The following is a 25214-nucleotide window of genomic DNA, read 5'->3' as shown; positions in this document are numbered from 1 at the left end:
TATAATTACAATTAATTGTAATTATACTAAATTATGATAACATATTAATGTTAATTCTACAAAAAATATTAAAATTTATTCTATAAACACTATAATATATTATACCAATCTAACTACGTAAAATTCTTTGAAATCAAAAAGATTGATGTATGTATACACCAATCTCTTATATATTTGTATTTATGCTTCTTAAATTTTTCAACTTAATTTATATATATTTTACAAATCTATTTCTTGTTTCACTAGAATAAACATTCAAATGCACAGTCTAGCATTTAACTGTTATTCTTATGATTATCAAATTTTTATTTAGGTTCTACAATAGAAATAACACAATACTCTTCTTTGAAGTGTTCTTTTAATCTTTCTTCAACTTCCTCAAAAGTAACATCTTTAATAACATCTAAATAATCCAATATATTTATATCCTTAAATACATAAGATATAAAACTATTTCCTATAAAATTTATAGAATCAAAACACTTAATAAATGACCCTATTTTTTTCTTTTTAGTTCTCTCAAATTCCTCTTTTGATAATCCTTCTTGTTTTGATTTTTCTATATACTCAAGAATTATCTCTTTTACTTTTTTAGGTTCTTTAGAATCTCCAGCTATTATACTAAAAGCATAATCCACTTGAGACGAAAATCCAGCTCCAAAATTTTCATTTATTAATCCTTGCATATACAAATCTTCATAAAGTTTACTTCCTTTTTTAAATAGCATACCTACAAGTATGTCAGTTACAATTTCTTTACGTAAAAGTTCTTTCCCTTTTAAACCAACATTACTATCTTTAAAACCTATGTTAAACATAGGCATAGATATAGGGAATTTTTCTATAACTTCTTTTTCTTTTACACTTTCTGGTTCTTTTGGATAAAACCTCTCTATACTCTTAGAAAGTTTATCTATATCATAATTGTTTGATTTTTTAGTTATATCTATAACTTTTTCTACATCTAGGTCACCAACAACAAATAAGGCCATATTCCCTGGATTATAGAAAGTGTTATAGCATTTATATAGTTCTTCTTTAGTTATCTTATATATACTATCTACCGTACCTGCTATATCAATTCTAGTAGGATAATTTACATACATTGCCTTCAAGCAATTAAAATATACATTCCAATCAGGGTCATCATTGTACATTTTTATTTCTTGTGCTATTATACCTTTTTCCTTTTCAACATTTTCATCTGTAAAATAAGGTGTTTGAACATAATCAATTAGATGCTCCAGACTCTCATAAAAATTTTCGGTAGCAGAAAATAAGTATGCTGTCATCGTAAAATTAGTAAACGCATTTGCGTTTACTCCTAATTTAGAAAATTTATCAAAGGCATCTCTTCCATCAGGTTGCTCAAACATCTTATGCTCTAGAAAATGTGCAATTCCTTCATTCACTCTAATTCTTTTATCTTCTCCAATTGGAACAAATTCTAAATCATTTGAACCATAATTAGTAGCCAGAATAGCATATTTTTTAGTAAACCCTTTCTTAGGCATAAAATATACATCTAATCCATTTTTCAATTTCTCATAATAAACTTCTTCTCTCAATATATCATTAACTATTTTTTCCATAGACATATCCTCCATTAATTTCTCAAGAAGTATATAGTATCAAGTTCTATATCTTTTATAGCTTCAACTATATCCTTTTTATTAACTTTTTCTATACTAGATATTATATCTTCTACTTCAGAATTTGTCTTTGCCATAGACTGAGAGAAAGAAAAATCAGACATACCACCTATATTATCAGTTATAGATTTCATAGAATTAACTAAAGCAAGTTTGCTATTTTCTAATTCTTCATCAGATATATCACCTGCTTTTACACTTTCTACTTGTTTTTTTATCAATTCCACAGCTTTATCATAATCTTTAGTTTCTATACCAGATGATATAAACATGATACTCTTATACTTCTCTATTGAAGAGAATATATAGTAACATAAACTTTCTTTTTCTCTTACATTCACAAATAATTTGGAGTGTGGTCCACCACCTAAGACATTGCTTCCAACTACAAGAGCATAATATCTATCTGTATCTGCATAATCCACATTTGCTCTATAACCCATGACTAACTTACCTTGAGTTATTTCCATTTGTTCATCTATAACTTTTACTTCATCTACATTTTTTATAAAATCTGCTCTTGGTATATCTATAATATCTTCTCTTTCAAACTTTAGATTCCTACTAATTATATCTACAACTTTATCTTCATCAAAATTACCTTCTACAACTATATTTATTGGTGATGTTTTAAGTATATTTTTGTAATGTTCATATAAATCTTTTGCAGTTATACTATCTATTTCATCTTCATAACCAAATTCACTTACACTATACCTTTCACCTTTACACATAGCCTCAATACATTTATCTTGTGCATACTCTTTTTTATCATTTATTATTGATTGTATCTTCTCTCTTAAATTTTCTTTTTCAATATTTAAATATTCTTCTTTAAATCCACCATCTACAACAAGAGTGTTATTTATTACTTCATTAAAAAATTCTACTACTTCTTCAAATATACTCTCATCTAAATATTTTTCACTTATGTTAATTATTTTAAAACTCAATACTTGACGTTCTCCACGTTTTATAGCATCAGCTCCCATAGATGAACCATATAAATCATCTAATTTATTTGATATTGCTCTAGCACTAGGATATTTCTCACTTCCACTTGCTATTATTGATGGTATTAAAGCATTTTTTGTAGTTTCTTTTTCATCCAGTAATCTCTGAACATATAAGCTTATGAGATTGGATTTAAATTTTTCTGTTTTTATCAAAGTAAGATCAATATTATTACCTAAATTTATTATTTTTTTAGTATTAACCATATGTACCTCCTATTTTTATTTAAACATCAATTTTTAAATTGAAATTTATTTATTTTTTAATTGCATATACTCACATATAAAAACCTTCTATTTAATTATATCCTTTTTATTATTTTCTAAAAGCAATATTTTTATTTAAATTAAATATAAAGATTATTTAAATAAATATGCTTTAAAGTCTAGTTTACAAGCTTGATGTATATGATGTATAATCAATATGTATGTCTATAATTAAAACAATTTTGCAATCCTATAGATTGATTGTTTAAGGTTATATAAAGAATATAAAAAAGAATAAGAGAGAGGACGATTAATATGAAATTAGGTATAGTTGGTTTACCAAATGTAGGTAAAAGCACACTATTTAACGCAATAACTCAAGCAGGTGCAGAATCTGCAAATTACCCTTTTTGTACAATAGACCCAAATGTCGGAGTTGTATCTGTTCCAGATGAAAGACTAAACAAACTACAAGAATTATATAATTCTGAAAAAATAGTTCCTACTGCTATAGAATTTTGTGACATAGCTGGTTTAGTTAGAGGTGCTTCTAAAGGAGAAGGATTAGGAAATAAATTTTTATCACATATAAGAGAAGTTGATGCAATAGTGCATGTTGTTAGATGCTTTGAAGATGAAAATGTTGTACATGTAGATGGTTCTGTAGACCCACTTCGTGATATAGAAACTATAAACTTAGAATTAATTTTTTCTGATATAGAGATTCTTGAAAGAAGAATTCATAAAACTCAAAAGGCTGCTAAAGCTGATAAAACTTTAGCTTCTGAACTTGATTTATTAAAATCAATTATGTCTACTTTAGAAGAAAGTAAGTGTGTAAGAACTATGCAATTTACAGAAGATGAACAAGTATTCGTAAATTCATTGGATTTGCTTACATCTAAGCCTGTAATATATGCTTCAAATGTATCAGAAGATGATTTAGCTGATAATGGAGAAAATAATAAATATGTTCAACAAGTTAAAGCATTTGCAGAAACAGAAGATGCTGAAGTTGTTGTTGTATGTGCACAAATAGAGGCAGAAATTTCTGAACTTGATTCTGCTGAAGAAAAGAAAGAATTTTTAGAGACATTAGGTCTTGAACAGTCAGGGCTTGATAAACTTATAAAATCATCTTATGCTTTACTTGGTTTAATTTCATTCTTAACTGCTGGTCCAAAAGAAGTTAGAGCATGGACTATAAAAGTTGGAAGTAAGGCACCTCAAGCAGGAGGAAAGATACATTCTGATATAGAAAGAGGATTTATCAGAGCTGAAACAATAGCTTTTGATGATTTAGTTGAGCATGGTACTATGGCTGCTGCTAAAGAAAAAGGATTAGTTAAACTGGAAGGTAAAGAATACATAGTTAAAGATGGAGATGTAATATTATTTAGATTTAATGTTTAAAATGATTAATTGTATACACTTTAACTATTGTAAGTATTATAAGTAAAAGATTAAGGTTACAATAATGTAATATTATCTTATAATAATTGTATAAAATTTATATCAAAAGGAGAGTTATTTCAAATGATTTGTATAAATTATAATAAAAAGCTCTCTCTTTGATATAATAAAATTACTTATACATATATAAAATTTAAATTTATAAATTATCTTTTCATTTTTTAAAACATGTATAGCACACCTATAGAAATTACTATTGTTACTATCGAAAGTATTTTGCTACAATCCCAAATACGTTTACCCCCAAAACATTCAAATGGATAAAAAGGTATACTATGTAATATTCTAATAATGATTTATGTTTTTATAATAGTATATTTTTATATAAAAAAAGTGAGCATTGATTAACAAGGTTCATTTTTTATAAATTTTTGTGCTATATTTTATAAAATTATTTAATTTTTTTCTTTGCCTTTAACATTATAATTATCTAATATTAATTTTTCATATTCTTCTATTGGCATTGGTCTAGCAAATATAACTCCTTTAACCTCATTATTTTTATAAACTGGTACAGAATATACATTAATATCATTATTAGTTTTTTTAGTACACTGACGCTTTGATTTGCTATTTCTGAAAGATATTGATTCGTTTCTTCACCTAATGTCTTATTTAACCTTGAACCATAAATCAAACAGGAAATTGTAATTACTAAGATACTTATGACAGCAATTATGGACAAACCATGCCTATTATTTTTTGCATCACTTAACATTATACTTCCTGCCTTTCTAGAACCTATATGTATAGAATTATTATCTTATGTCAATTATTGTAAGCATTTTATAATGATACTTATTTTTCCATATTTACTGTAATTATACAAAATTATAAACGTTATTACAATAATAAATTAATTAGTATGGATATTAGAATTTACATTATCGTACTATCAATTTTACAATAATTTCCATATAGAAAATAAAAATGTAATATCAAAATAAAATTTGATATTACATTCTTAGATGGTACCTTTTATTGAATTTTCATACTACATTTTACTTAAATATTCATTTGCAATTTCTTTATCATCAAAATGATGTTTAACTTTACCTATAATTTGATAAGTTTCATGTCCTTTACCTGTTATAATCACAACATCATCTTTTTTTGCCATACTTATAGCTTTTGCTATAGCCTGTTTTCTATCAACAACAACATAATAATTTTCTTTTTTCTTATCAATTCCTTCAAGAATATCTTCTATTATTGCTTCTGGTTCTTCAGTTCTTGGATTATCAGAAGTTATAATACATAAATCAGAATATTTTTGTCCAATAGCTCCCATTAAAGGTCTTTTTTCAGTATCTCTATCTCCACCACATCCAAATACAGAAATAATTTTCCCTTCTGCAAATTGTTGAGTTGTTTTCAATACATTTTCAAGTGCATCAGGAGTATGAGCATAGTCTACAATTACACTTATACCTTTATTATTTGGAACTGTTTCAAATCTTCCTGATACTCCATTAGAAAGCCTAAGACCTTCTTTATATACTGGCTTAGGTATACCAAGTACATAACAAGCAGCTATAACTGCTAAAGTATTATACACTGTAAACATCCCTGGAACTGGTATAAATATAACTTCTTCATATGAAGGTGTTATTAATCTGTAAGATACTCCATCTGAATCTGATTTTATATCTCTAGCCATAAAATCAGCTTTAGTATCAACACCATAAGTGTAACAAGGTACACTTATGTCTTTTATATTTTTGTATATCTTTTTTCCACCTTCATCATCTATATTTATTATATTTGCCATAGTAGTCTTAAAAAACAATTTCTCTTTGGCTTTTCTATAATCCTCTAAATCTTTATGAAAATCTAAATGGTCTGGCGTTAAGTTTGTAAATATGCCTAGTTTAAAGTCTGTTTCATCAACTCTATTTAATGCCAATGAGTGTGATGAAACTTCCATTGCACAGTAATCACATCCATTATCTAACATCTTATTAAAATGATATTGTAAATCTATACTTTCTGGAGTTGTTGAATTAGAAACAATGTCTTTTTCTCCATCAAAAATTTTTATAGTCCCTATAAGACCAACTTTATTTTTATTTAAAGTTAATATCTCATTTAATATAGTAGTTATACTAGTTTTTCCATTAGTACCTGTAACTCCTATAACATTAAATTTATGAGATGGATGATTGTAAAAATTATCAGCTATTTTTGCCATATCTTTCCTTGTATCTTTCACCTTTATAAATGTATATCCTTTTATTTCTACATCTTCTTCAACAATAAAGGCTCTTGCTCCCTTTTCTATGGCATCATTTATATACTTGTGACCATCTGATACAAACCCTTTTATACATATAAATAATGTACCTTCTGTAACCTTTCTTGAATCATATTGTACATTATTAATATCTATATTTAATTCGCCTTTGACATTGATTATATCCAACCCCTGTATAATATCATTTAATTTCATAAATGCTTTCCTCCCTTTAAACTCTTTCTGCTAAAATTACACTACATATAATATTATATTAAGAATTTTTTACTATGTGAATGGCTAAAAATGCTTGAAATATTGCAAAAAATGCTCTATAATTTTCTATAATATAACTCAAGAAAGGTATTCTATAAAAACTATGAATAATAAAATCGGGTACTTAAATGATAATTTTAAAATATTTAATATTAGAGACAAAAAAGATATAAAATTTGAATACCATAATCACGATTTTAATAAGATAATTATATTTATAACTGGAAATGTAACTTATTTTGTTGAAGGAATTCCTTATAAACTAAAGCCTTGGGATATACTTTTTATTAGTAATAATGAAATTCATAAACCAGTTATAGATTCAAATGTATTTTATGAAAGAATTGCAATATGGATTAGTCCAGAATTTATGAAAAAAAATAGTGATACTACTAGCGACTTAGAAAAATGTTTTAAAATAGCTACAGAAAATAAATGTAATAGATTGCGTTTAAATATACATGATATTGAATCTATCAAGATTTTTATTGAACAAATAAATATTACTGAATCTAACAATGAATTTGGAAATAAAATATTGAGAAATACATTATTTATACAGCTTATGATATTCTTAAACAAAATTTTCCTAAAAAATGAAAATATAGAATCAACAGAAGATGCTTTTTATGATGAAACTATTAAGAAAATATTAAACTATATAAATTCAAATATAGATAATAATCTTTCAATAGATAGTATATCATCTGAATTTTTTATAAGTAAGTACTATCTTATGAGAAAATTTAAATCTCATACTGGAATATCCATACACAATTATATAGTTCAAAAAAGATTAATTTTGGCAAAATCACTAATAATTAATGGTCATCTTATGAGTGAAGTTTGTAGTAAATGTGGATTCAATGACTATTCTAGTTTTGTAAGGGCATTTAAAAAATACTATGGTGTATCTCCTAAAAACTATATAAACAATAAAAGTCCTTTAGACATTGCCCTTTTAGATGAATAAATAATTTATTTTAAATTTTACTTGGATAAAAACTTGAGGTATTAGTATATTTACCTTGCTAATACCTCAAATTTACTAATATTTCAAAATATATTAAAGCATAAATTTATATATTTTTTTCACTTAAAGTATATTTTATTAACTAAATCTGTTTATACTAGATGGCAAGCAACAAAATGACTTCTTGATATTTCTTTTAAAACTGGAACTTCTATTTTACATATTTCTTTGCAATAAGGGCATCTTGTATGAAACTTACATCCACTTGGTGGATTAGTTGGAGATGGTATATCTCCTTTTAATATAATTCTATTTTTCTTAAGTGTAGGGTCTTGTACTGGCACTGCACTCATAAGTGCTTTTGTATATGGATGTTGAGAATTTAAGTAAAGTTCTTCTTTCGTTGCAATTTCTATTATAGAACCTAGATACATAACACAAACTCTATGTGCAATATGATTTACTACACTCAAATCATGAGATATAAATAAATATGAAAGTTTATATTTATCCTGTAAATCCATAAGTAAATTTATAATTTGAGATTGAATAGAAACATCTAGTGCAGAAACAGGTTCATCACAAACTATAAATTCTGGATTTAATGCTAATGCTCTTGCTATGCCTATTCTCTGTCTTTGACCTCCAGAAAATTCGCCTGGTTTTCTATTTAAATGATACTTAGAAAGACCACAATTTTCTACAACATTTAATATATTATCTTTTATCTCATTTTTGGGTACTAAATTATGTTCTATAACTGCCTCAGATATTATTTGCTCTACATTTAATCTTGGATTTAATGAGCTATATGGGTCTTGAAATATCATTTGCATTTTTGGTCTTAATTTTCTAAGTTGTTCCTTCTCTAAATTATATATATCTATACCATTGAATTCAACCTTACCTTCAGTTTTTTCAATTAATCTAAGAATTGTTCTTCCTGCAGTTGATTTTCCACATCCTGATTCTCCAACTATAGCCAAAGTTTCTCCTTTTTTTAAATCAAAAGAAACTCCATCTACTGCTTTTACACATTTAACTTCTTTATTAAATAATCCAGATTTAACCTCAAAATACTTTTTAAGACCTTCTACTTTTAATAAACTTTCTTCTTTTTTCACTTATATCTCCTCCTTTTTATATAACCAACATGCTATACTATGACCATTATTCAATTCTATTAAAGGAGGTGTCTGAGTTCTACATTTATCACATACTTTTTCACATCTATCACTAAAGTAACATGAATCTGGTATTCCAATTGGATTTGGTACTTGCCCTGGAATTGAATACAATCTTTTTTCTTTGTTTTCTCCAAGAGTAGGCTTTGACTTTAAAAGCCCAATAGTATAAGGATGTTTTGGATTTTTAAATAATTCAACAACCTCTGCTACTTCTATAATTTTGCCTGCATACATTACTATTACTTTGTCACACATTTCTGCAATAACTCCCAAATCATGTGTAATCATCATTATAGATGTGTTTAATTTTTCTTTTATATTTTTCATTATATCTAGAACCTGAGCTTGAATTGTAACATCTAAAGCTGTTGTTGGTTCATCAGCTATAAGTAATTTGGGATTACATGATAAGGCCATAGCTATCATTATTCTCTGTCTCATACCACCTGATAACTCATGTGGATATGAATTGTATATTTCTTCAGCTCTTGGTATTTCTACCAATTTTATCATATCTATTACTTTTTTTTTAGCTTCTTCTTTTGATAAATCTTGATGTAGCATAATACCTTCAATGATTTGATTTCCAACTGTAAATGCTGGATTTAGAGATGTCATTGGCTCTTGAAAAATCATTGATATTTCATTTCCTCTTATTCCCATAAGTTCATTTTCATTCATCTTTAAAATGTCTTTACCTTGAAATATTATTTCTCCACCTTCTATTTTTGATGTTGGAAGTAACTTCATCAAAGACATAGCTGTTACAGATTTACCACATCCTGATTCTCCAACTATTCCAATAGTCTCACCTTCATTTATATTAAAACTTACTCCATTTACACTCTTTACAATCCCTTTATCTGTATGAAAATAAACTTTTAAATCTTTAATCTCAATTAGTGTTTTATTCATTATTTTCTCCTCTCAGCAAAATTGCTTAAAATAACATACACTTTTTGATTGTATTTTATAAAAATTTAAATTACAACATTTTCTTACATTTTATTATTTTTTTCTATTAATTAAAATAGTATAATAGTTAATTTCTATATATATTGATTTAATAATGATTATTATTATACAATGAAAAATGTGCGTCAAATATTATTTTATGGAGGTTTTATAAGAATATGAAATTTAAAAAATTGGCATCATTAATCTTAGTTTCAGCATTAATGCTTACATTCACAGCTTGTAGTTCTAATGATAAAGACAAGTCTAGTGGAGGTAAATCTGGCGGAACGGTTGTAATTCCTATGGCAAGTGACCCTGATATAATAAATGGAGCTTTTGCAAATGTTAAAGAAGATTCTCTTGCATCAAATATAGTTTATGCTCCTCTTTATACTTATGAAAAAGGTAATTTAGTAAATTATTTAGCAGAAAAAGTAGATTTTAAAGATAGCAAGGAGTTAACTATAAAATTAAAACCTGACTTGAAGTGGCATGATGGAAAACCAATAACTGCTGAAGATATTTTATTTACATTTAATACAGTTTTAGATGAAAAACAAAATTCACCATCAAGACAATACCTATTAGTTGGTGAAAAGCCAGTTAAAGTAGAAAAAATTGATGATTTAACAGTTAAAATTACTTTACCAACTGCAAGTGAATCCTTCTTGTATGGTATCTCTAAGATTTCTCCAATACCTAAACATGTATTTGAAGGAGAATCAAACATAGCTAAGTCAGAAAAAAACAATAATCCAGTTGGTTCTGGTGCATTCAAATTCAAAGAATGGAAAAAAGGTGAAAGCATAGTATTTGAAAAAAATACGGATTATTTTGGTGGAGAACCTAAGGCAGACTCTATAGCACTAAAAATAATACCTAATGAAGCATCTCAAGAAGCAGCTTTAAATAATGGTGAAATTTCACTTATGAAGACATCTGCTGAAGGATATGAAAAAGCAAAATCAAATTCTAACTTACAAACTTATACTTATAGTGAAGAAAGATTAAACTATATTGTATTTAACCAAAATATAGCAAACATGGCTAATAAAGAAGTAAGACAAGCCTTATCATATGCCTTAAATAGAAATGAAATGATAGAATCAGCATATGGAAAAGAAGGTTCTGTACCTGCCAAGTCTATATTAGTTCCAGAAGCAGACTTCTATACAGAAGAAGGTGTTGAAGGATATGACCAAGATACAGATAAAGCTAAAGACTTATTGGCTAAAAGTGGTGTTAAAATTGATAAATTAAAAATAGGTTATAACACAGGTAGATTTGGACATAAAAACTATGCTTTAGTCGCTCAACAAGAGTTGAAAAAAATTGGTATAGAAGCTGAAATAGTTCCTTATGAAAGTAAAGCTTTCTTTAATATATTATTTAGTAATAGCACTGAATGTGATATGTATGTAAATGGTTATGCTTGGGGATTAGAACCAAACCCATATAGAGGTATGTTTGAAACTGGTCAATATTGTAACCAAACTAAATATTCTAATGCTGAGATAGATGCTTTATGGGAAAAAGGATTTACTGAATTAGACAAAGAAAAACGTAAAGAAATATACAAACAAATACAACAAGATATATCTAAAGATGCACCTATTTACACTATAGATTATGAACAGAATTTAATGACAGCTCAAAAAAATCTAAAGGGAATAAAAGATGCTAAGCCATCTCCTGCAATATTATTTGAAGACTGGTCTAAATTATATATAGAATAATTGTTGTAAAATTTTATATTATTAATTAGAAAAGGAGATGTCTAAAAATAATATTGTTTTATTATTTTAAAATGAGACATCTCCTTTAATTAGGAGAATTTATCTATGTTAAAATTAATATTGAATAGAGTAAAAGTTTTAATACCTATGTTAATCTTAATATCTATATTATCATTTGGACTTTTAGAATTAGCTCCTGGTGACCCAGCAGATGCATATATAAACCCTTTAATGTCTGCGCAAGATATTGAAAATATAAGAGTTAACATGGGTCTTGATAAACCAGTACACATAAGATACTTGAGCTGGTTAAAAAATACTTTAAGTGGAAATCTAGGTGTTTCTTATATAAACCATATGCCTGTTACAGAACAAATTATGGAAAAAATGGGAAATACATTTATTCTTATGGGAACTTCTTTAGCATTTTCAATATTAGTAGCTATACCTCTTGGAATATTTTTAGCTGTAAATAAAAATTCAATAACTAGTAAAATATCATCTATGTTTAATTATATAGGTGTTTCTATTCCTTCTTTTTGGATAGGTATGATACTCATTTCAATTTTTTCAGTTAAATTTAACATTTTTCCATCAGGAGGTATGCATACTATTGGAAATGATAGTCTTGGAGATTTAGTAAAACATTTAGTCTTACCTGTAATAACTCTTGGATTATATAATACTGCTATTTTTACAAATTATGTAGAAGCTAGTGTAAGTGAGCAATTAAAAAAACAGTATGTTGTTACAGCAAGAGCAAAAGGATTATCAGAAAAAGTCATACTATTTAAACATGTCTTGAAAAATTCATTGACATCATTGGTTACAATTCTTGGTATGAGTATACAAAAATTAGTTACTGGTGCATTCGTCACAGAAGTCGTTTTCTCTTGGCCAGGTATGGGCAGATTAATGATTGATTCAATTTTTTCAAGAGATTATACTGTAATTATGGCAATAACTATGTTATCAGCACTCTTTTTAATTTTAGGTAATTTAGTTGCTGATATACTATACTTATTAATTGACCCTAAAATTAAATCTAGCAAGGGAGGATTCTAATTGTGTTTACAAATATCTTAAAAGAGTTAAAAAAAGACAAATCCTTTGCTTTTGCATGTATTACTCTTAGTGTAATAGTATTACTAATTATAGCCTCTTTTATATTAAATATAGACTCTAATGCAATTGACACTACTTCTAAACTTCAAGAACCTAGTTTGAAACATATTTTTGGTACAGATGAACTTGGGAGAGATTACTTCTCTAGAGCTCTTTATGGTGGGAGAATTTCACTTAGTGTTGGTATTTTATCAATGCTTATTTCTGTAGTATTTGGTACTGCTGTAGGTGTTATTAGTGGCTACATTGGTGGTAGACTAGACCAGTTCTTGATGAGACTAGTAGATATGCTTATGAGTATCCCAAGCTTCTTAGTTTTAATTGTATTAAATACTTATCTGACACCTAAAGTTTCAACTATTATACTAATTATTGGATTTTTGAGCTGGATGGAAGTTTCAAGAATTGTACGTGGAGAAACCTTAAAAATAAAGGAAAATGAGTACTGTCTAGCTGCTAAAGCTACTGGTATTAAAACTAGAAATATACTATTAAGACACATAGTTTTAAACTTAAAAGAGACTATTGTAGTTGCTGGCTCATTAAATATTGCTAATGCTATCTTAACTGAATCTGCTCTTAGTTTTTTAGGTCTTGGAATACAATTACCTCTTGCATCATGGGGTAATATGCTTCAAGATGCTCAAAGACATATTTTTGACAAGTTATATTTAGCTGTATTTCCAGGTCTACTTATATTTTTAACAGTTATGAGTTTTACTATAATAAGCAAAAAGTTTTCTAGTAATACTTAATAAATCTTATATAGAAAATAAAAACAGTGCATATCTATAGATACTCACTGTTTTTATTTTTCGTTTTTAAAAAAATACATTTTGTATATTATAATTTTTAATACTAATCTAGCATGTTATGTAAAATCTATTATTATTATCAAATATGTAAATAAAAACTAATAGTTTATTATAATTAAAATAAATTTATTTTCTTTGTTATTTTAATAACATTCTTAAGAATTCTTTTTACTAAAAAAATCTATAATAAATTTAAATACATGTTGGTCCACATGGCTATAACGTTCTTTTTTAGGCCTGCATAGTACAACTTTCCATGTAATAGGATGATTAAATGGTTTTTCTATAATTTTACTATTTTCAAAAAAATCATGGACTGGTGATGGTAAAATGGTTATAAAATCAGAATTTGTAGTTGATAGCAATAAAAAATCCCATGAACCAGACATAATATACCTTTTTAACTTGACATTTTCATCAGTAAACTTTTGCATTAGCTTATGATGTATCATAAAAGTAGGGTTAAATATTGCAAGTAACTGCTCATTTAAATCATTCCAATCTATCTTATCTTTTTTAGCAAGTGGATGATTCACATTTAAGAATGCCGTAAGTTCATCTTCTTGAAGAATATGTTCAGTCACCACACTTTTATCAATTTTATGTGGATGTAATAGGACTGCATAATCTAATTCCTGTAAGATAAGCATTCTACTTAAATCATACGCTCCCTTCTCTACTATATCAAATTCTATATCAGGATTATTTGCAACTAACTGTGCTACTACATCTGAAAAAGCTATTCCAAGTATAAGTGGTGGGATTCCTATTCTAACTTTTCCTTTAAACTGAACTGAATCTTCTCTTAAATCTTCCATCATATTTTTGTATTCATCTATAATATGCTCTGCATTTGCATAAAATCTTTCTCCTGCTGGTGTTAACCCATTTAACCTGCCTTTATACCTCTCAAATAAATATACATCTTCACTCTCTTCAAAATTTTTTATAATTTGACTTAGTGCTGGTTGAGATATATGAAGTGTCTTAGATGCTATTGATAGATTAAATCCAGATTTCACTATTTCAACAAAATATTTCAACTGTTTTATGTCCATTTTAAACCCCCTTCCCCAAAAGTATATTTTAGATTATATTTTTTCTTATAATAATATTTTATAGGAAAATCAACATAATTTCATTAATATTTTAACAAAATATTTTTTTAAAAATACTCCAAATTTTTATCCTATAAATTTTTCTTATACACTATATAAAAAATTAGACTTAGACAAAACGCTTTTTTCGCAGTAATCTATAATTAGAAACAGGAAAACCTAAAGCATTAGGAATAAAAATAATTGAAATACTTAAAAACAAGCTTGTATTAAAAGTAATTTATTATAGTGTTCCCTAATCGTTTTCTTCAGAAAATTTTTAATTATCATTCAAGAAAGGTAACTATTAGACATGAGAGATGTAGTAATCGTATCAGCAGTAAGAACTCCTATAGGAAGTTTTGGAGGAGTATTTAAAAATACTTCTGCTGTCCAACTTGGGACTATCACCGTTAAAGAAGCGATATCACGTGTAGGACTTAATTTATCTGAAATAGATGAAGTAATAATTGGAAATGTACTTCAAGCAGGACTTGGACAGAATGTTGCTAGACAAATTGCTATAAATGCAGGTATACCAAATTCTGTCCCAAGTTATACAGTAAATAAACTGTGTGGCTCAGGGCTTAAAAGTGTTCAGCTAGCTGCTCAATCAATCACATCTGGTGAAAATGATATAGTCATTGCAGGTGGTACAGAAAATATGAGCCAAGCTCCTTATATCGTTCCAACTGCTCGCTTTGGTAGTAAAATGGGCGACATAACCATGGTAGATAGTATGCTAACAGATGGTCTTATTGATGCTTTCAATCAATATCACATGGGAATAACTGCAGAAAATATTGCCACTAAATTTGAATTTACTAGAGAAATGCAAGATAAACTAGCACTAGAAAGTCAAACTAAAGCTGAGAAAGCTATAAAAGCTAATCGTTTTAAAGAGGAAATCGTTCCAGTAGATGTTTTAATACGCCGTGGAAAAATGGAAACTATTGATACAGATGAATATCCTAAATTAGGTATGACATTTGAAGGCTTATCTAAACTTAAACCTGCATTCAAAAAAGATGGAACTGTGACAGCTGGAAATGCATCAGGTATTAATGATGGGGCAGCTATGTTGATACTAATGAGCCAACAAAAAGCAGACGAACTAGGAATTATACCACTTGCTAAAATAAAATCATATGCATCAGCTGGTGTTGAGCCTGAACTAATGGGTACTGGTCCAATTCCTGCAACTAGAAAAGCATTAGAAAAAGCTGGACTTAATATCAATGATATAGACTTAATAGAAGCAAATGAAGCATTTGCTGCTCAAGCACTAGTTGTTAAAAATGAACTTCAAATAGATTCATCAAAGTTAAATGTCAATGGTGGTGCAATAGCATTAGGACATCCAATAGGGGCAAGTGGTGCTAGAGTACTTGTTACCCTAATTTATGAAATGCAAAAACGTAAAGCTGAAACTGGCCTTGCAACACTTTGTATTGGTGGTGGTCAAGGAATATCAATGGTAGTTTCACGATAGGAGGAAATATGAATAAAATAGTTAGTATTGATGAAGCTCTATCTCAAGTAAAAGATGGAGATACAATAATGGTTGGTGGATTCATGGCCAATGGTTCACCAGAAAATTTAATTGATTATTTATGCAGTAAAAATACAAAAGATTTGACACTAATTTGTAATGATACTGGCTTTATTGACAAAGGTGTTGGAAAGATGGTTGTAAATAAGCAATTCAAAAAGATAATTGCTTCTCACATAGGATTAAATAAAGAAACTGGAAGACAAATGAACAACAATGAAACAGATGTTGAATTAGTTCCTCAAGGTACTCTTGCTGAACAAATCCGTGCAGCTGGTTATGGTTTGGGAGGGATACTAACACCTACTGGTATTGGTACTCTTGTTGAAGAAGGAAAGCAAAAGATTGTTGTTGATGATAAAGAATACCTTCTTGAAAAACCAATTCATGCGGATGTTGCTCTTCTATTTGCATCAAAGGTTGATAAAGCTGGTAACCTAGTTTATAAGGGTTCTATGAACAATTTTAATAATTTAATGGCTTCAGCTGCCAAGATTACAATAGTTGAAGCAGACGAAATAGTTGAAATTGGTGATATTGACCCAAATGAAGTTACTACACCAGGTATTTTTGTGAATTACATCGTTGAAGGAGGTAATTTATAATGGATAAATTAGAAATGCAAGAATATATTGCAAACAGAGTGTCTAAGGAATTAAAAGATGGAGCCGTTGTAAACCTTGGCATAGGTCTGCCAACCAAAGTAGCAAATTATATTCCAGATGATGTAAACGTTATCTTACAATCTGAAAATGGTTTTTTAGGTTTAGGGCCAGCTGAAGATGGAAATTCAAGTGATGAAACTATTGTAAATGCAGGTGGTCAACCAGTTAATATACTTCCTGGAGGATGTTTCTTTGATAGTGCTACTTCTTTCGGAATAATCAGAGGAGGTCATGTTGACATAACTGTCCTTGGTGCACTTCAAGTTGACAAATATGGCAACATAGCAAATTATATGATTCCAGGTAAGATGGTTCCAGGTATGGGTGGAGCTATGGACCTAGTAACTGGAGCTAAAAAAGTTATTGTGGCAATGGAACATACTTCAAAAGGTTCAGCAAAAATATTAAACAATTGTACTCTCCCACTTACTGCAACAAATGCTGTAGATTTGATAGTTACTGAAATGGGAGTTATGGAAGTAACATCAGATGGAATTTTACTTAAAGAAATAAATCCTGCTTTCTCATTGGATGATGTTATTTCTGCTACTGAAGCACCTTTAATATTATCAGATTCATTAAATGGAAACATATCAGTTGTTTAAAATAATTAAAACTAGAAAATAAAAATGTATTAGATGTAAATTTGTATTACTTAAAATATTAATATAAAAATAAAATTGGAGTAAATGAAAATGATTAAAGACAAAGTTGTATTTGTAACAGGAGCTGCAAGTGGAATAGGTAAGAAAATAGCTGAATCATTCTTAAAAATTGGTGCTAAAGTAATGTTCTCTGATATAAATCAAGAAGCCTTAGATATAGCTACAACAGAGTTACAAAAAGAAGGTTATGATTGCATGAATGTAAAGTGTGATGTAACTAAAGAAGAAGAAATTAACCATGCTATAGACAAAACGGTTGAAAAGTATGGTAGATTAGATATATTAATAAATAATGCTGGACTTCAACACGTTTCTATGATAGAAAATTTCCCAACTGACAAATTTGAATTTATGATAAAAATAATGCTAACAGCACCTTTTATAGCTACTAAAAAAGCATTCCCTATAATGAAAAAACAAGGCTTTGGTCGTATAATAAATATGGCTTCAATCAATGGTGTAATAGGATTTGCTGGTAAAGCTGCTTATAACTCAGCAAAACATGGGCTTATAGGACTAACAAAGGTTGCTGCTCTTGAAGCTGCTGATTCTGGTATAACAGTTAATGCTTTATGCCCTGGATATGTAGATACTCCACTTGTCAGAGGTCAGTTTAATGACCTTGCAAAAACTCGTAATATACCATTAGAAAATGTCTTAGAAGAGGTTTTATACCCACTTGTGCCACAAAAACGTCTATTAGATGTCCAAGAAATTGCAGACTATGCTATGTTCTTAGCAAGTGATAAGGCTAAGGGTATTACAGGACAAGCTTGTCTACTAGATGGAGGATATACTGCACAATAGTTATTATATTTAGGGCTTGAAGAAATTATTCTTCAGGTCCTTCTAATAAGGAGGGATATTTATGAGTATTATCGCACCAATTGGTATAATTATTGGTATCATAGCTATTATATATTTTTCAGTTAAAGAAATTCATATAACTATAGCTGCTCCAATAGCAACTTTAATAGTTGTTCTATTAAATAAAATGGATGTTGTAACATCAATGCTAGGTGCTGACAAAAACAATTACATGGGTGCACTTGGAAACTATATAATGAGCTATTTTGCAATATTCTTATTAGGTTCAATACTTGCTAAGTTTATGGAAGAAAGTGGAGCTACTGTATCCATAGCTGATTTTATTTTAAATAAATTTGGCTCTAAACATCCTTATATAGTTTTAGTTGCTATATTTATAGTAAGTTTTATATTAACATATGGTGGTATAAGTTTATTTGTAGTTATGTTTGCAGTCATTCCACTTGCAAGAACTCTATTTAAAAAACTTGATATTTCTTGGAACCTTATTCAGATACCTCTTTGGCTTGGTATTGCAACAATTACTATGACTATAATGCCTGGAACACCAGCCATTCAAAATGTTATCCCTATTCAATATCTAAATACTTCTCTTACTGCAGCGACTATACCAAGTATCGCAGGTAGTATAGGTTGTGCCGTATTTGGACTTGTATACATGAAATATGCTTTAAATAAAAGCATTAGAAAAGGTGAAACTTATGCAACTTATACTTCAGAATTAGAAGAAGAATCTTTAGATAGAGAATTACCAGGGTTTCTTGCAAGTATTTTTCCTCTATTAGCACTTGTAATTATAGCTATAACTGGAAGTACTTTTGGCTCAGAATTTATGAAAAAAAATGTAATTTACATAGCTTTAATAGTTGCAATTCTTTTATCTGCCTTTTTATTCCGTAAATTTTTATCATCTAAGATACAGACATTGAGTATAGGTGCTAGTGGTTCTATAGGTCCTATATTTGCAACATCTTCTGCTGTTGCATTTGGGGCAGTGATAATGGCTGCACCAGGTTTTAATGTATTCAGCAAACTTATAATGTCAATACCAGGTAGTCCACTTATAAGTCTTACTGTTTTGACTTCAACAATGTCAGCAATAACAGGCTCATCTTCTGGTGCATTAGGAATAGTAATGCCAAATTTTGCAGATTATTATTTAAGTACTGGTCTTAATCCAGAGTTAATTCACCGTGTTGCTACAATAGCTTCAAATATACTACCTATGGTTCCACAAAGTGGTGTTTTTCTTACATTCTTAAGCTTATCTAAGTTAACACATAAAACTGGATTTAAAGAAACTTTTATTGTAGTTGCAGTTGGCTCATTAATAGCAGAAATCATTGTAATTACATTAGGGTTACTAATGTATTAACCTAAAACAAATTAGAATTTATTATATAAAAGGGAGTATCTCAAAATGAACTTTTTAGTTTATGAGGCACTCTTTTTTGTATGAAATTAAATATATTTTCATCATTTTAACAATGAAAAGGAGACTTATCTCTATTTTGAAACAGCCCTTTATTATTTCTTAAAGATTTGAATAATTATAATTTGTTACTAATGTTAAAGTATCTATTGAGTAAATTTCACTAACTATATAAAAAAATTTATCATAACTATAAATTCACATTATAGAATTACTATAAAAATATTATTTGCTGTAAAGAACTAATTCCATACTACACAGGTTTTTATACAAATTAACAAATACCCTGAAATATACCTATTTATTCCATGTATATATTTTTTACATATCTTTACAGTAAAAAAATGCTTGATCTTATGTTAGTATAGATTCACGGGTACCCCCTACACTAAAGGTTACAATTTAGTAACATTTTTAGAATTTTTAGACTGAGAGGTGTTTGATAATGAGAAAAAATATACCAACAAAATTAAAAACTATATTAGCTTTAGGAGTGTTAACCTTAGCAACAGCTTCCAGTGCTGTTACTGCAAGTGCTTCATCACTTGAAAACAATGTAAATATAAGTAATAAAAGTTTAGTATACAGTAATACTAAGTACAAATTTTCTGCAAAACCAAATTGTTCTGTAAAACCAGAACTTAAGCCTGATAACAATAAGCCAGAGTCTAATAAACCTGATGACAACAATAATTCAGGCTCTACAAATGAAAATTTTTCAGCTTACCAAAAAGAAGTTGTTGATTTAGTAAATATAGAAAGATCTAAAGCTGGATTAAATCCTCTTACTCTTGATTCTTCTATATCAAATGTTGCTACAAAGAAATCTCAAGATATGATTGATAACAATTACTTTTCACACAATTCTCCAACTTATGGTTCTCCATTTGATATGTTGAAAAAGTTTGGGATAAGCTATAAAACAGCTGGTGAAAATATAGCTATGGGTCAAAAGACTCCAAAAGAAGTTGTAAACGCATGGATGAATTCTGAAGGTCACAGAAAAAATATAATGAATCCAAATTTCAGTAAAATAGGTGTTGGAGTAGCACAAAAAAGTGGTGGTTCAATTTATTGGACACAAATTTTTGTAGGATAAAATACTCTTTTTCCATACATATCAAAAGAGTATCTCTAAATGATAAAAAAATCACAAATGAGATACTCTTTTGTATCTATATTCAAAATTATTAAATCCAAGTATACGTACTATAAATATTATTTAATAGTATATCCTTTAAAAATCACTTATAAAAAAATCAAAACTTCCTTTAGGTGTTACTAAACTTCTTTCTAAAATTAAAATTAATGCTTTTAATTTACGTTTTTTTCTTCTTTATCCCAAGTGAAAATACCTAGGTCAAGTAAAAAAGATACTTAACAGGTAAAAACAAAACCTTAATATCTTCATAAAGAATGAGGCTGTCTCAAAATAGAGATAAGTCTCTTTTTCATTGTTGAAATGATTAAAATATATTTCATTTAATACGAAAAGAGTGCCTCATGAACTAAAAAGCTCACTTTGAGACACTCTCTTTTTATCAATTTTATATAAGCATCATAATACTTTTAATATTATTCAGCTAATTTTTTGTATCCTTCATATCTTTCTTTAGCATCAGCTTCAGCTTTAGCAAATAATCCATCAGCTTCTTCTGGGAATTGTTTAGCTATAGCAGAGTATCTTACTTGTGCAAGTATGAAATCTCTGAAGCTTGCAGTTGGTTCTTTAGAATCTAAAGTGAATGGGTTTTTACCTTCAGCTTTTGCTTCTGGATTGAATCTATATAAATGCCAGTATCCGCAAGCAACAGCTTGTGCTTCATTAGCTACAGTTCTTCCCATACCCTCTTTTAATCCATGGTTTATACATGGAGCATAAGCTATTATTAAAGATGGTCCATCATGTTTTTCAGCTTCTAGAACGGCTTTGATAAATTGGTTTTTATCAGCACCCATAGCAACTTGAGCTACATATACGTTTCCATATGTCATAGCCATCATTCCTAAATCTTTCTTTCTAGATTTTTTACCTGCTGCAGCAAACTTAGCCATAGCAGCAGCTGGAGTAGCTTTAGAAGCTTGACCTCCTGTATTTGAATATACTTCTGTATCAAATACAAGTACATTTACATTTTCACCAGATGCAAGAACATGGTCTAATCCACCATAACCGATATCATATGCCCAACCGTCTCCACCTAGTATCCATTGAGATCTCTTAACTAGATAATCTTTTCTATCCTTTATAGCTTCTACTAACTCTTTAGCTTTTGCATCTGTGCAATCACAAGATGGTTTTTCTAATAATTCAACAACTTTAGCACTTGCTACTTTAGAAGCTTCTCCATCATTTCTAGAATCTAACCACTCTGTAAACACTGCTTTAGCGTCTTCACAGATATCCATAGAAACTAACTCTGTCATAGCATCTACTATTTTATTTCTTATTTGCTTAACAGCTGTGTACATACCAAATCCATATTCAGCATTATCTTCAAATAAAGAGTTTGCCCAAGATGGACCTTTACCTTCATGGTTACAAGTATAAGGAATTGAAGGTGCAGAAGCTCCCCATATAGAAGAACATCCAGTAGCATTAGCTATCATCATTCTATCTCCATATAATTGTGTAACTACTTTAATATATGCAGTTTCTCCACATCCAGCACATGCTCCTGAGAATTCCATTAATGGCTGTCTAAATTGACTTCCTTTAACAGTGTTTGCTGGCATAACATCACCTTTTGGAGCTACTTCATCAGGATTTACTGCAAATGCCCAATTATCTAACTCTGTATCAAGTTGAGTATCTATTGGCTTCATAACTAAAGCTTTTTCTTTAGCTGGACATATGTCAGCACAGTTTCCACATCCTGTACAGTCAAGTGGACTAACTTGAATTCTATATTTTAATCCTTCTAATCCTTTACCTAATGCTTTTTTAGCTTCAAATCCTTCTGGAGCATTAGCTAATTCATCTTCAGTAACTAATACTGGTCTTATACATGCATGAGGACATATAAAAGAACATTGGTTACATTGGATACAGTTATCTATTATCCATTCAGGAACATCAACAGCTATACCACGTTTTTCATAAGCTGCAGTACCACAAGGGAATGTTCCATCTTCTATACCATTGAATGTACTTACTGGTAAGTTGTTTCCTTCTTGTGCAGTCATTGGTCTTAGTATATTTTTTATAAATTCTGGTTCTTTAACTTCATTTTTATCTGCATCAACAGCATTTGCCCAAGAAGCTGGAACTTCAACTTTAACTAAAGCATTTATTCCTGCATCAACAGCAGCATAGTTCATATTAACTATTTTTTCACCTTTTTTACCATAAGCTTTAACTATAGAATCTTTTAAGTATTTAACAGCATCTTCTTCTGGTATTATTTCAGCTAATTTAAAGAATGCAGATTGCATTATCATGTTTATTCTATTTCCAAGACCTATTTCTTGTCCTAGTTTAACAGCATTAACTGTATAGAATTTTATATCATTTTTAGCTATATATTGTTTCATATGAGCTGGTAAGTTTTCTTCAAGTCCTGCTTGGTCCCATATAGTGTTAAGTACAAATGTACCACCTTTTTTAAGACCTTTTAATAAATCATATTGATAAACATATGATTGTTTATGACAGGCAATATAGTCAGCTTCATCTATTAAATAAGTTGCTCTTATTGGAGTATCACCAAATCTTAAGTGAGACATAGTTATACCACCAGATTTTTTAGAATCATAATCAAAGTAAGCTTGAGCATATTTTTCAGTGTGGTCACCGATTATCTTGATAGCTTGTTTGTTAGCTCCAACAGTACCGTCAGAACCTAATCCCCAGAACTTACATCTTATAGTTCCTTTAGAAGCTATTTTAATTGGTTCAGATGGAGTTAAAGAAGTGTTAGTTACATCATCAACTATACTTACTGTAAATCCATTTTTAGGTTGTTCTGAAACTAAGTTATCAAAAACAGTTTTTATATCTGAAGGAGTAGTGTCTTTTGAACCTAATCCGTATCTTCCACCTATTATCATAGGAGCATTTTCTTTTCCATAGAATACATCACGTACATCTAAGTATAATGGTTCACCAGTTGAACCTGGTTCTTTAGTTCTATCAAGTACACATATTCTTTCAACAGTAGATGGCATAACATCTAAGAAATGTTTCATTGAGAATGGTCTATATAAATGAACTTTAACTAAACCATATTTTTCTCCCTTAGAATTTAAGTAATCTATAGTTTCTTCTATTGTTTCTGTTACAGAACCCATAGCAACTAATACATATTTAGCATCTTCTGCTCCATAGTAATCAAATAAACTATGTTTTCTACCTGTTAAATTACTCATTTTTTCCATATATTTTTCAACTATACCTACTATATTTTGATAGTATTTATTAGAAGCTTCTCTAGTTTGGAAATATATATCTGGGTTTTGAGCAGTACCACGAGCAACTGGATGATTTGGAGATAAAGCATTATCTCTAAATGCTTGAACTGCTTCAAAGTTTAATAAACTTGCATAATCTTCATTTTCTAATAATTCTACTTTTTGTATTTCATGTGAAGTTCTGAATCCATCAAAGAAATGTATAAATGGTAATCTACCTTCTATTGCAGCTAAATGCGCAACAGGTGCTATATCAGCTACTTCTTGAACTGAACCAGAAGCTAATAATACACATCCAGTTTGTCTAGCAGCCATAACGTCTTGATGGTCACCAAATATTGATAAAGCTTGAGATGCTAAAGCACGAGCACTTACATGGAATACTCCTGGTAATAACTCTCCTGCAACTTTATACATGTTAGGTATCATTAATAATAAACCTTGAGATGCTGTAAAAGTAGAAGTTAAAGCTCCTCCTTGTAAAGAACCATGGAATGCTCCTGATGCTCCTGCTTCTGATTGCATTTCAACAACATTAACTGTTTGTCCAAATATATTTTTTCTTCCTTGTGATGCCCACTCATCAACTACTTCAGCCATAGTTGAAGATGGTGTGATTGGATATATAGCTGCTACATCTGTAAACGCATAAGCAACGTGAGCTGCAGCTGTATTTCCATCAAGTGTTTTCATAAACTTAGCCATAATATGTATCCTCCTTGATAGCTACAATTGTACTTGTTTATAACAAGTCTATTTTTTTATATTTACATATAATTTACACAACAAAAATATAAACACACATATAGTCGCGCAAATACTCTATCTTCTAATATAATACTACAGATTAGATAAAATTCCTTTGAAAATTGTAAATTAATTACATATTTAAGTAGATTTTTTTTAAAATTAAATATG

19 protein-coding genes are annotated in these 25214 nt (G+C 28.9%); 11 read left to right on the top strand and 8 right to left on the bottom strand.

Annotation, left to right across the window (positions count from 1 at the left end; genetic code table 11):
- Nucleotides 1-305: 305 nt before the first annotated feature.
- Together yfmH and yfmF are read right to left on the bottom strand one after the other, a co-directional pair.
- Nucleotides 306-1592, bottom strand: coding sequence for an EF-P 5-aminopentanol modification-associated protein YfmH (gene yfmH / locus KGF39_RS10585; protein WP_054274636.1), 1287 nt, complete (start codon nucleotides 1590-1592; stop codon nucleotides 306-308).
- 14 nt (nucleotides 1593-1606) lie between these two features.
- Complete coding sequence (gene yfmF, locus KGF39_RS10580; protein ID WP_227822281.1) at nucleotides 1607-2872, bottom strand: EF-P 5-aminopentanol modification-associated protein YfmF; 1266 nt, start codon at nucleotides 2870-2872, stop codon at nucleotides 1607-1609.
- 315 nt (nucleotides 2873-3187) lie between these two features.
- Between yfmF and ychF the strand changes: the two genes are divergently transcribed.
- Nucleotides 3188-4285, top strand: a complete 1098-nt coding sequence (ychF, locus tag KGF39_RS10575) for a redox-regulated ATPase YchF (protein WP_054274638.1) — start codon at nucleotides 3188-3190, stop codon at nucleotides 4283-4285.
- A 514-nt stretch (nucleotides 4286-4799) separates the two neighbouring features.
- On the opposite strand, the gene KGF39_RS10570 is transcribed toward ychF, so the two are convergent.
- Nucleotides 4800-5063 carry a hypothetical protein gene (locus KGF39_RS10570; RefSeq protein ID WP_227822280.1) on the bottom strand — a complete coding sequence of 88 codons (264 nt, stop codon included), beginning with the start codon at nucleotides 5061-5063 and terminating at the stop codon, nucleotides 4800-4802.
- 276 nt (nucleotides 5064-5339) lie between these two features.
- A complete protein-coding gene (locus KGF39_RS10565; RefSeq protein ID WP_227822279.1) occupies nucleotides 5340-6794 on the bottom strand; it encodes a UDP-N-acetylmuramoyl-L-alanyl-D-glutamate--2,6-diaminopimelate ligase in 1455 nt (484 codons plus the stop codon).
- A gap of 163 nt (nucleotides 6795-6957) precedes the next feature.
- Between KGF39_RS10565 and KGF39_RS10560 the strand changes: the two genes are divergently transcribed.
- The gene (locus KGF39_RS10560) at nucleotides 6958-7827 is read left to right on the top strand and encodes an AraC family transcriptional regulator (RefSeq protein WP_227822278.1); all 870 of its coding nucleotides are present in this window, start codon (nucleotides 6958-6960) and stop codon (nucleotides 7825-7827) included.
- 152 nt (nucleotides 7828-7979) lie between these two features.
- Here KGF39_RS10560 and KGF39_RS10555 read toward each other — a convergent pair whose 3' ends face one another.
- Nucleotides 7980-8951, bottom strand: a complete 972-nt coding sequence (locus tag KGF39_RS10555) for a dipeptide ABC transporter ATP-binding protein (protein ID WP_107595500.1) — start codon at nucleotides 8949-8951, stop codon at nucleotides 7980-7982.
- A complete protein-coding gene (locus tag KGF39_RS10550) occupies nucleotides 8952-9929 on the bottom strand; it encodes an ABC transporter ATP-binding protein (protein WP_227822277.1) in 978 nt (325 codons plus the stop codon).
- A gap of 218 nt (nucleotides 9930-10147) precedes the next feature.
- On the opposite strand from KGF39_RS10550, the gene KGF39_RS10545 reads away from it, so the two are divergent.
- The 3 genes from KGF39_RS10545 to KGF39_RS10535 all read left to right on the top strand — a co-directional run bounded on the left by KGF39_RS10545 (nucleotide 10148) and on the right by KGF39_RS10535 (nucleotide 13587).
- Nucleotides 10148-11707 carry an ABC transporter substrate-binding protein gene (locus KGF39_RS10545; protein ID WP_227822276.1) on the top strand — a complete coding sequence of 520 codons (1560 nt, stop codon included), beginning with the start codon at nucleotides 10148-10150 and terminating at the stop codon, nucleotides 11705-11707.
- 105 nt (nucleotides 11708-11812) lie between these two features.
- Entirely contained in the window at nucleotides 11813-12772 is a 960-nt protein-coding gene (locus KGF39_RS10540) for an ABC transporter permease (RefSeq protein WP_227822275.1), read from the top strand.
- Between the two features lie 2 nt (nucleotides 12773-12774).
- Nucleotides 12775-13587 carry an ABC transporter permease gene (locus KGF39_RS10535; protein ID WP_054274646.1) on the top strand — a complete coding sequence of 271 codons (813 nt, stop codon included), beginning with the start codon at nucleotides 12775-12777 and terminating at the stop codon, nucleotides 13585-13587.
- A gap of 215 nt (nucleotides 13588-13802) precedes the next feature.
- Here the strand turns inward: KGF39_RS10535 and KGF39_RS10530 are convergent, their stop codons facing one another.
- On the bottom strand, nucleotides 13803-14705 hold the full coding sequence (locus KGF39_RS10530; protein ID WP_227822274.1) for a LysR family transcriptional regulator: 903 nt from the start codon (nucleotides 14703-14705) through the stop codon (nucleotides 13803-13805).
- Nucleotides 14706-15057: 352 nt separating this feature from the next.
- Between KGF39_RS10530 and KGF39_RS10525 the strand changes: the two genes are divergently transcribed.
- The 6 genes from KGF39_RS10525 (at nucleotide 15058) to KGF39_RS10500 (ending at nucleotide 20985) form a co-directional block, all read left to right on the top strand.
- Nucleotides 15058-16236 (top strand): acetyl-CoA C-acetyltransferase, encoded by a 1179-nt coding sequence (locus tag KGF39_RS10525; RefSeq protein WP_227822273.1) that lies wholly within the window; start codon nucleotides 15058-15060, stop codon nucleotides 16234-16236.
- An 8-nt stretch (nucleotides 16237-16244) separates the two neighbouring features.
- Nucleotides 16245-16901 (top strand): CoA transferase subunit A, encoded by a 657-nt coding sequence (locus KGF39_RS10520; RefSeq protein WP_227822272.1) that lies wholly within the window; start codon nucleotides 16245-16247, stop codon nucleotides 16899-16901.
- Entirely contained in the window at nucleotides 16901-17566 is a 666-nt protein-coding gene (locus KGF39_RS10515; protein WP_227822271.1) for a 3-oxoacid CoA-transferase subunit B, read from the top strand. Before KGF39_RS10520 ends, KGF39_RS10515 begins: the two co-directional genes overlap by 1 nt.
- 90 nt (nucleotides 17567-17656) lie before the next feature.
- A complete protein-coding gene (locus tag KGF39_RS10510) occupies nucleotides 17657-18433 on the top strand; it encodes a 3-hydroxybutyrate dehydrogenase (protein WP_227822270.1) in 777 nt (258 codons plus the stop codon).
- Between the two features lie 61 nt (nucleotides 18434-18494).
- On the top strand, nucleotides 18495-19829 hold the full coding sequence (locus tag KGF39_RS10505; protein WP_227822269.1) for a GntP family permease: 1335 nt from the start codon (nucleotides 18495-18497) through the stop codon (nucleotides 19827-19829).
- A 502-nt stretch (nucleotides 19830-20331) separates the two neighbouring features.
- A complete protein-coding gene (locus KGF39_RS10500; RefSeq protein ID WP_227822268.1) occupies nucleotides 20332-20985 on the top strand; it encodes a CAP domain-containing protein in 654 nt (217 codons plus the stop codon).
- A 476-nt stretch (nucleotides 20986-21461) separates the two neighbouring features.
- Here KGF39_RS10500 and nifJ read toward each other — a convergent pair whose 3' ends face one another.
- Entirely contained in the window at nucleotides 21462-25001 is a 3540-nt protein-coding gene (gene nifJ, locus KGF39_RS10495; protein WP_227822267.1) for a pyruvate:ferredoxin (flavodoxin) oxidoreductase, read from the bottom strand.
- Nucleotides 25002-25214: the final 213 nt, after the last annotated feature.

It is taken from the genome of Clostridioides sp. ZZV14-6345, assembly GCF_020657775.1.
In the GTDB taxonomy this organism is placed as follows: Bacteria; Bacillota; Clostridia; order Peptostreptococcales; family Peptostreptococcaceae; genus Clostridioides; species Clostridioides difficile_D.
This window is presented reverse-complemented; position numbering and strand designations above follow the sequence as displayed.

Coding starts and splice junctions, on each gene's coding strand:
- yfmH (WP_054274636.1), bottom strand. CDS start 1,592: ATGGAAAAAATAGTTAATGATATATTGAGAGAAGAAGTTTATTATGAG.
- KGF39_RS10545 (WP_227822276.1), top strand. CDS start 10,148: ATGAAATTTAAAAAATTGGCATCATTAATCTTAGTTTCAGCATTAATG.
- yfmF (WP_227822281.1), bottom strand. CDS start 2,872: ATGGTTAATACTAAAAAAATAATAAATTTAGGTAATAATATTGATCTT.
- KGF39_RS10530 (WP_227822274.1), bottom strand. CDS start 14,705: ATGGACATAAAACAGTTGAAATATTTTGTTGAAATAGTGAAATCTGGA.
- KGF39_RS10570 (WP_227822280.1), bottom strand. CDS start 5,063: ATGTTAAGTGATGCAAAAAATAATAGGCATGGTTTGTCCATAATTGCT.
- ychF (WP_054274638.1), top strand. CDS start 3,188: ATGAAATTAGGTATAGTTGGTTTACCAAATGTAGGTAAAAGCACACTA.
- KGF39_RS10540 (WP_227822275.1), top strand. CDS start 11,813: ATGTTAAAATTAATATTGAATAGAGTAAAAGTTTTAATACCTATGTTA.
- KGF39_RS10565 (WP_227822279.1), bottom strand. CDS start 6,794: ATGAAATTAAATGATATTATACAGGGGTTGGATATAATCAATGTCAAA.
- KGF39_RS10550 (WP_227822277.1), bottom strand. CDS start 9,929: ATGAATAAAACACTAATTGAGATTAAAGATTTAAAAGTTTATTTTCAT.
- KGF39_RS10560 (WP_227822278.1), top strand. CDS start 6,958: ATGAATAATAAAATCGGGTACTTAAATGATAATTTTAAAATATTTAAT.
- KGF39_RS10525 (WP_227822273.1), top strand. CDS start 15,058: ATGAGAGATGTAGTAATCGTATCAGCAGTAAGAACTCCTATAGGAAGT.
- nifJ (WP_227822267.1), bottom strand. CDS start 25,001: ATGGCTAAGTTTATGAAAACACTTGATGGAAATACAGCTGCAGCTCAC.
- KGF39_RS10505 (WP_227822269.1), top strand. CDS start 18,495: ATGAGTATTATCGCACCAATTGGTATAATTATTGGTATCATAGCTATT.
- KGF39_RS10520 (WP_227822272.1), top strand. CDS start 16,245: ATGAATAAAATAGTTAGTATTGATGAAGCTCTATCTCAAGTAAAAGAT.
- KGF39_RS10510 (WP_227822270.1), top strand. CDS start 17,657: ATGATTAAAGACAAAGTTGTATTTGTAACAGGAGCTGCAAGTGGAATA.
- KGF39_RS10500 (WP_227822268.1), top strand. CDS start 20,332: ATGAGAAAAAATATACCAACAAAATTAAAAACTATATTAGCTTTAGGA.
- KGF39_RS10515 (WP_227822271.1), top strand. CDS start 16,901: ATGGATAAATTAGAAATGCAAGAATATATTGCAAACAGAGTGTCTAAG.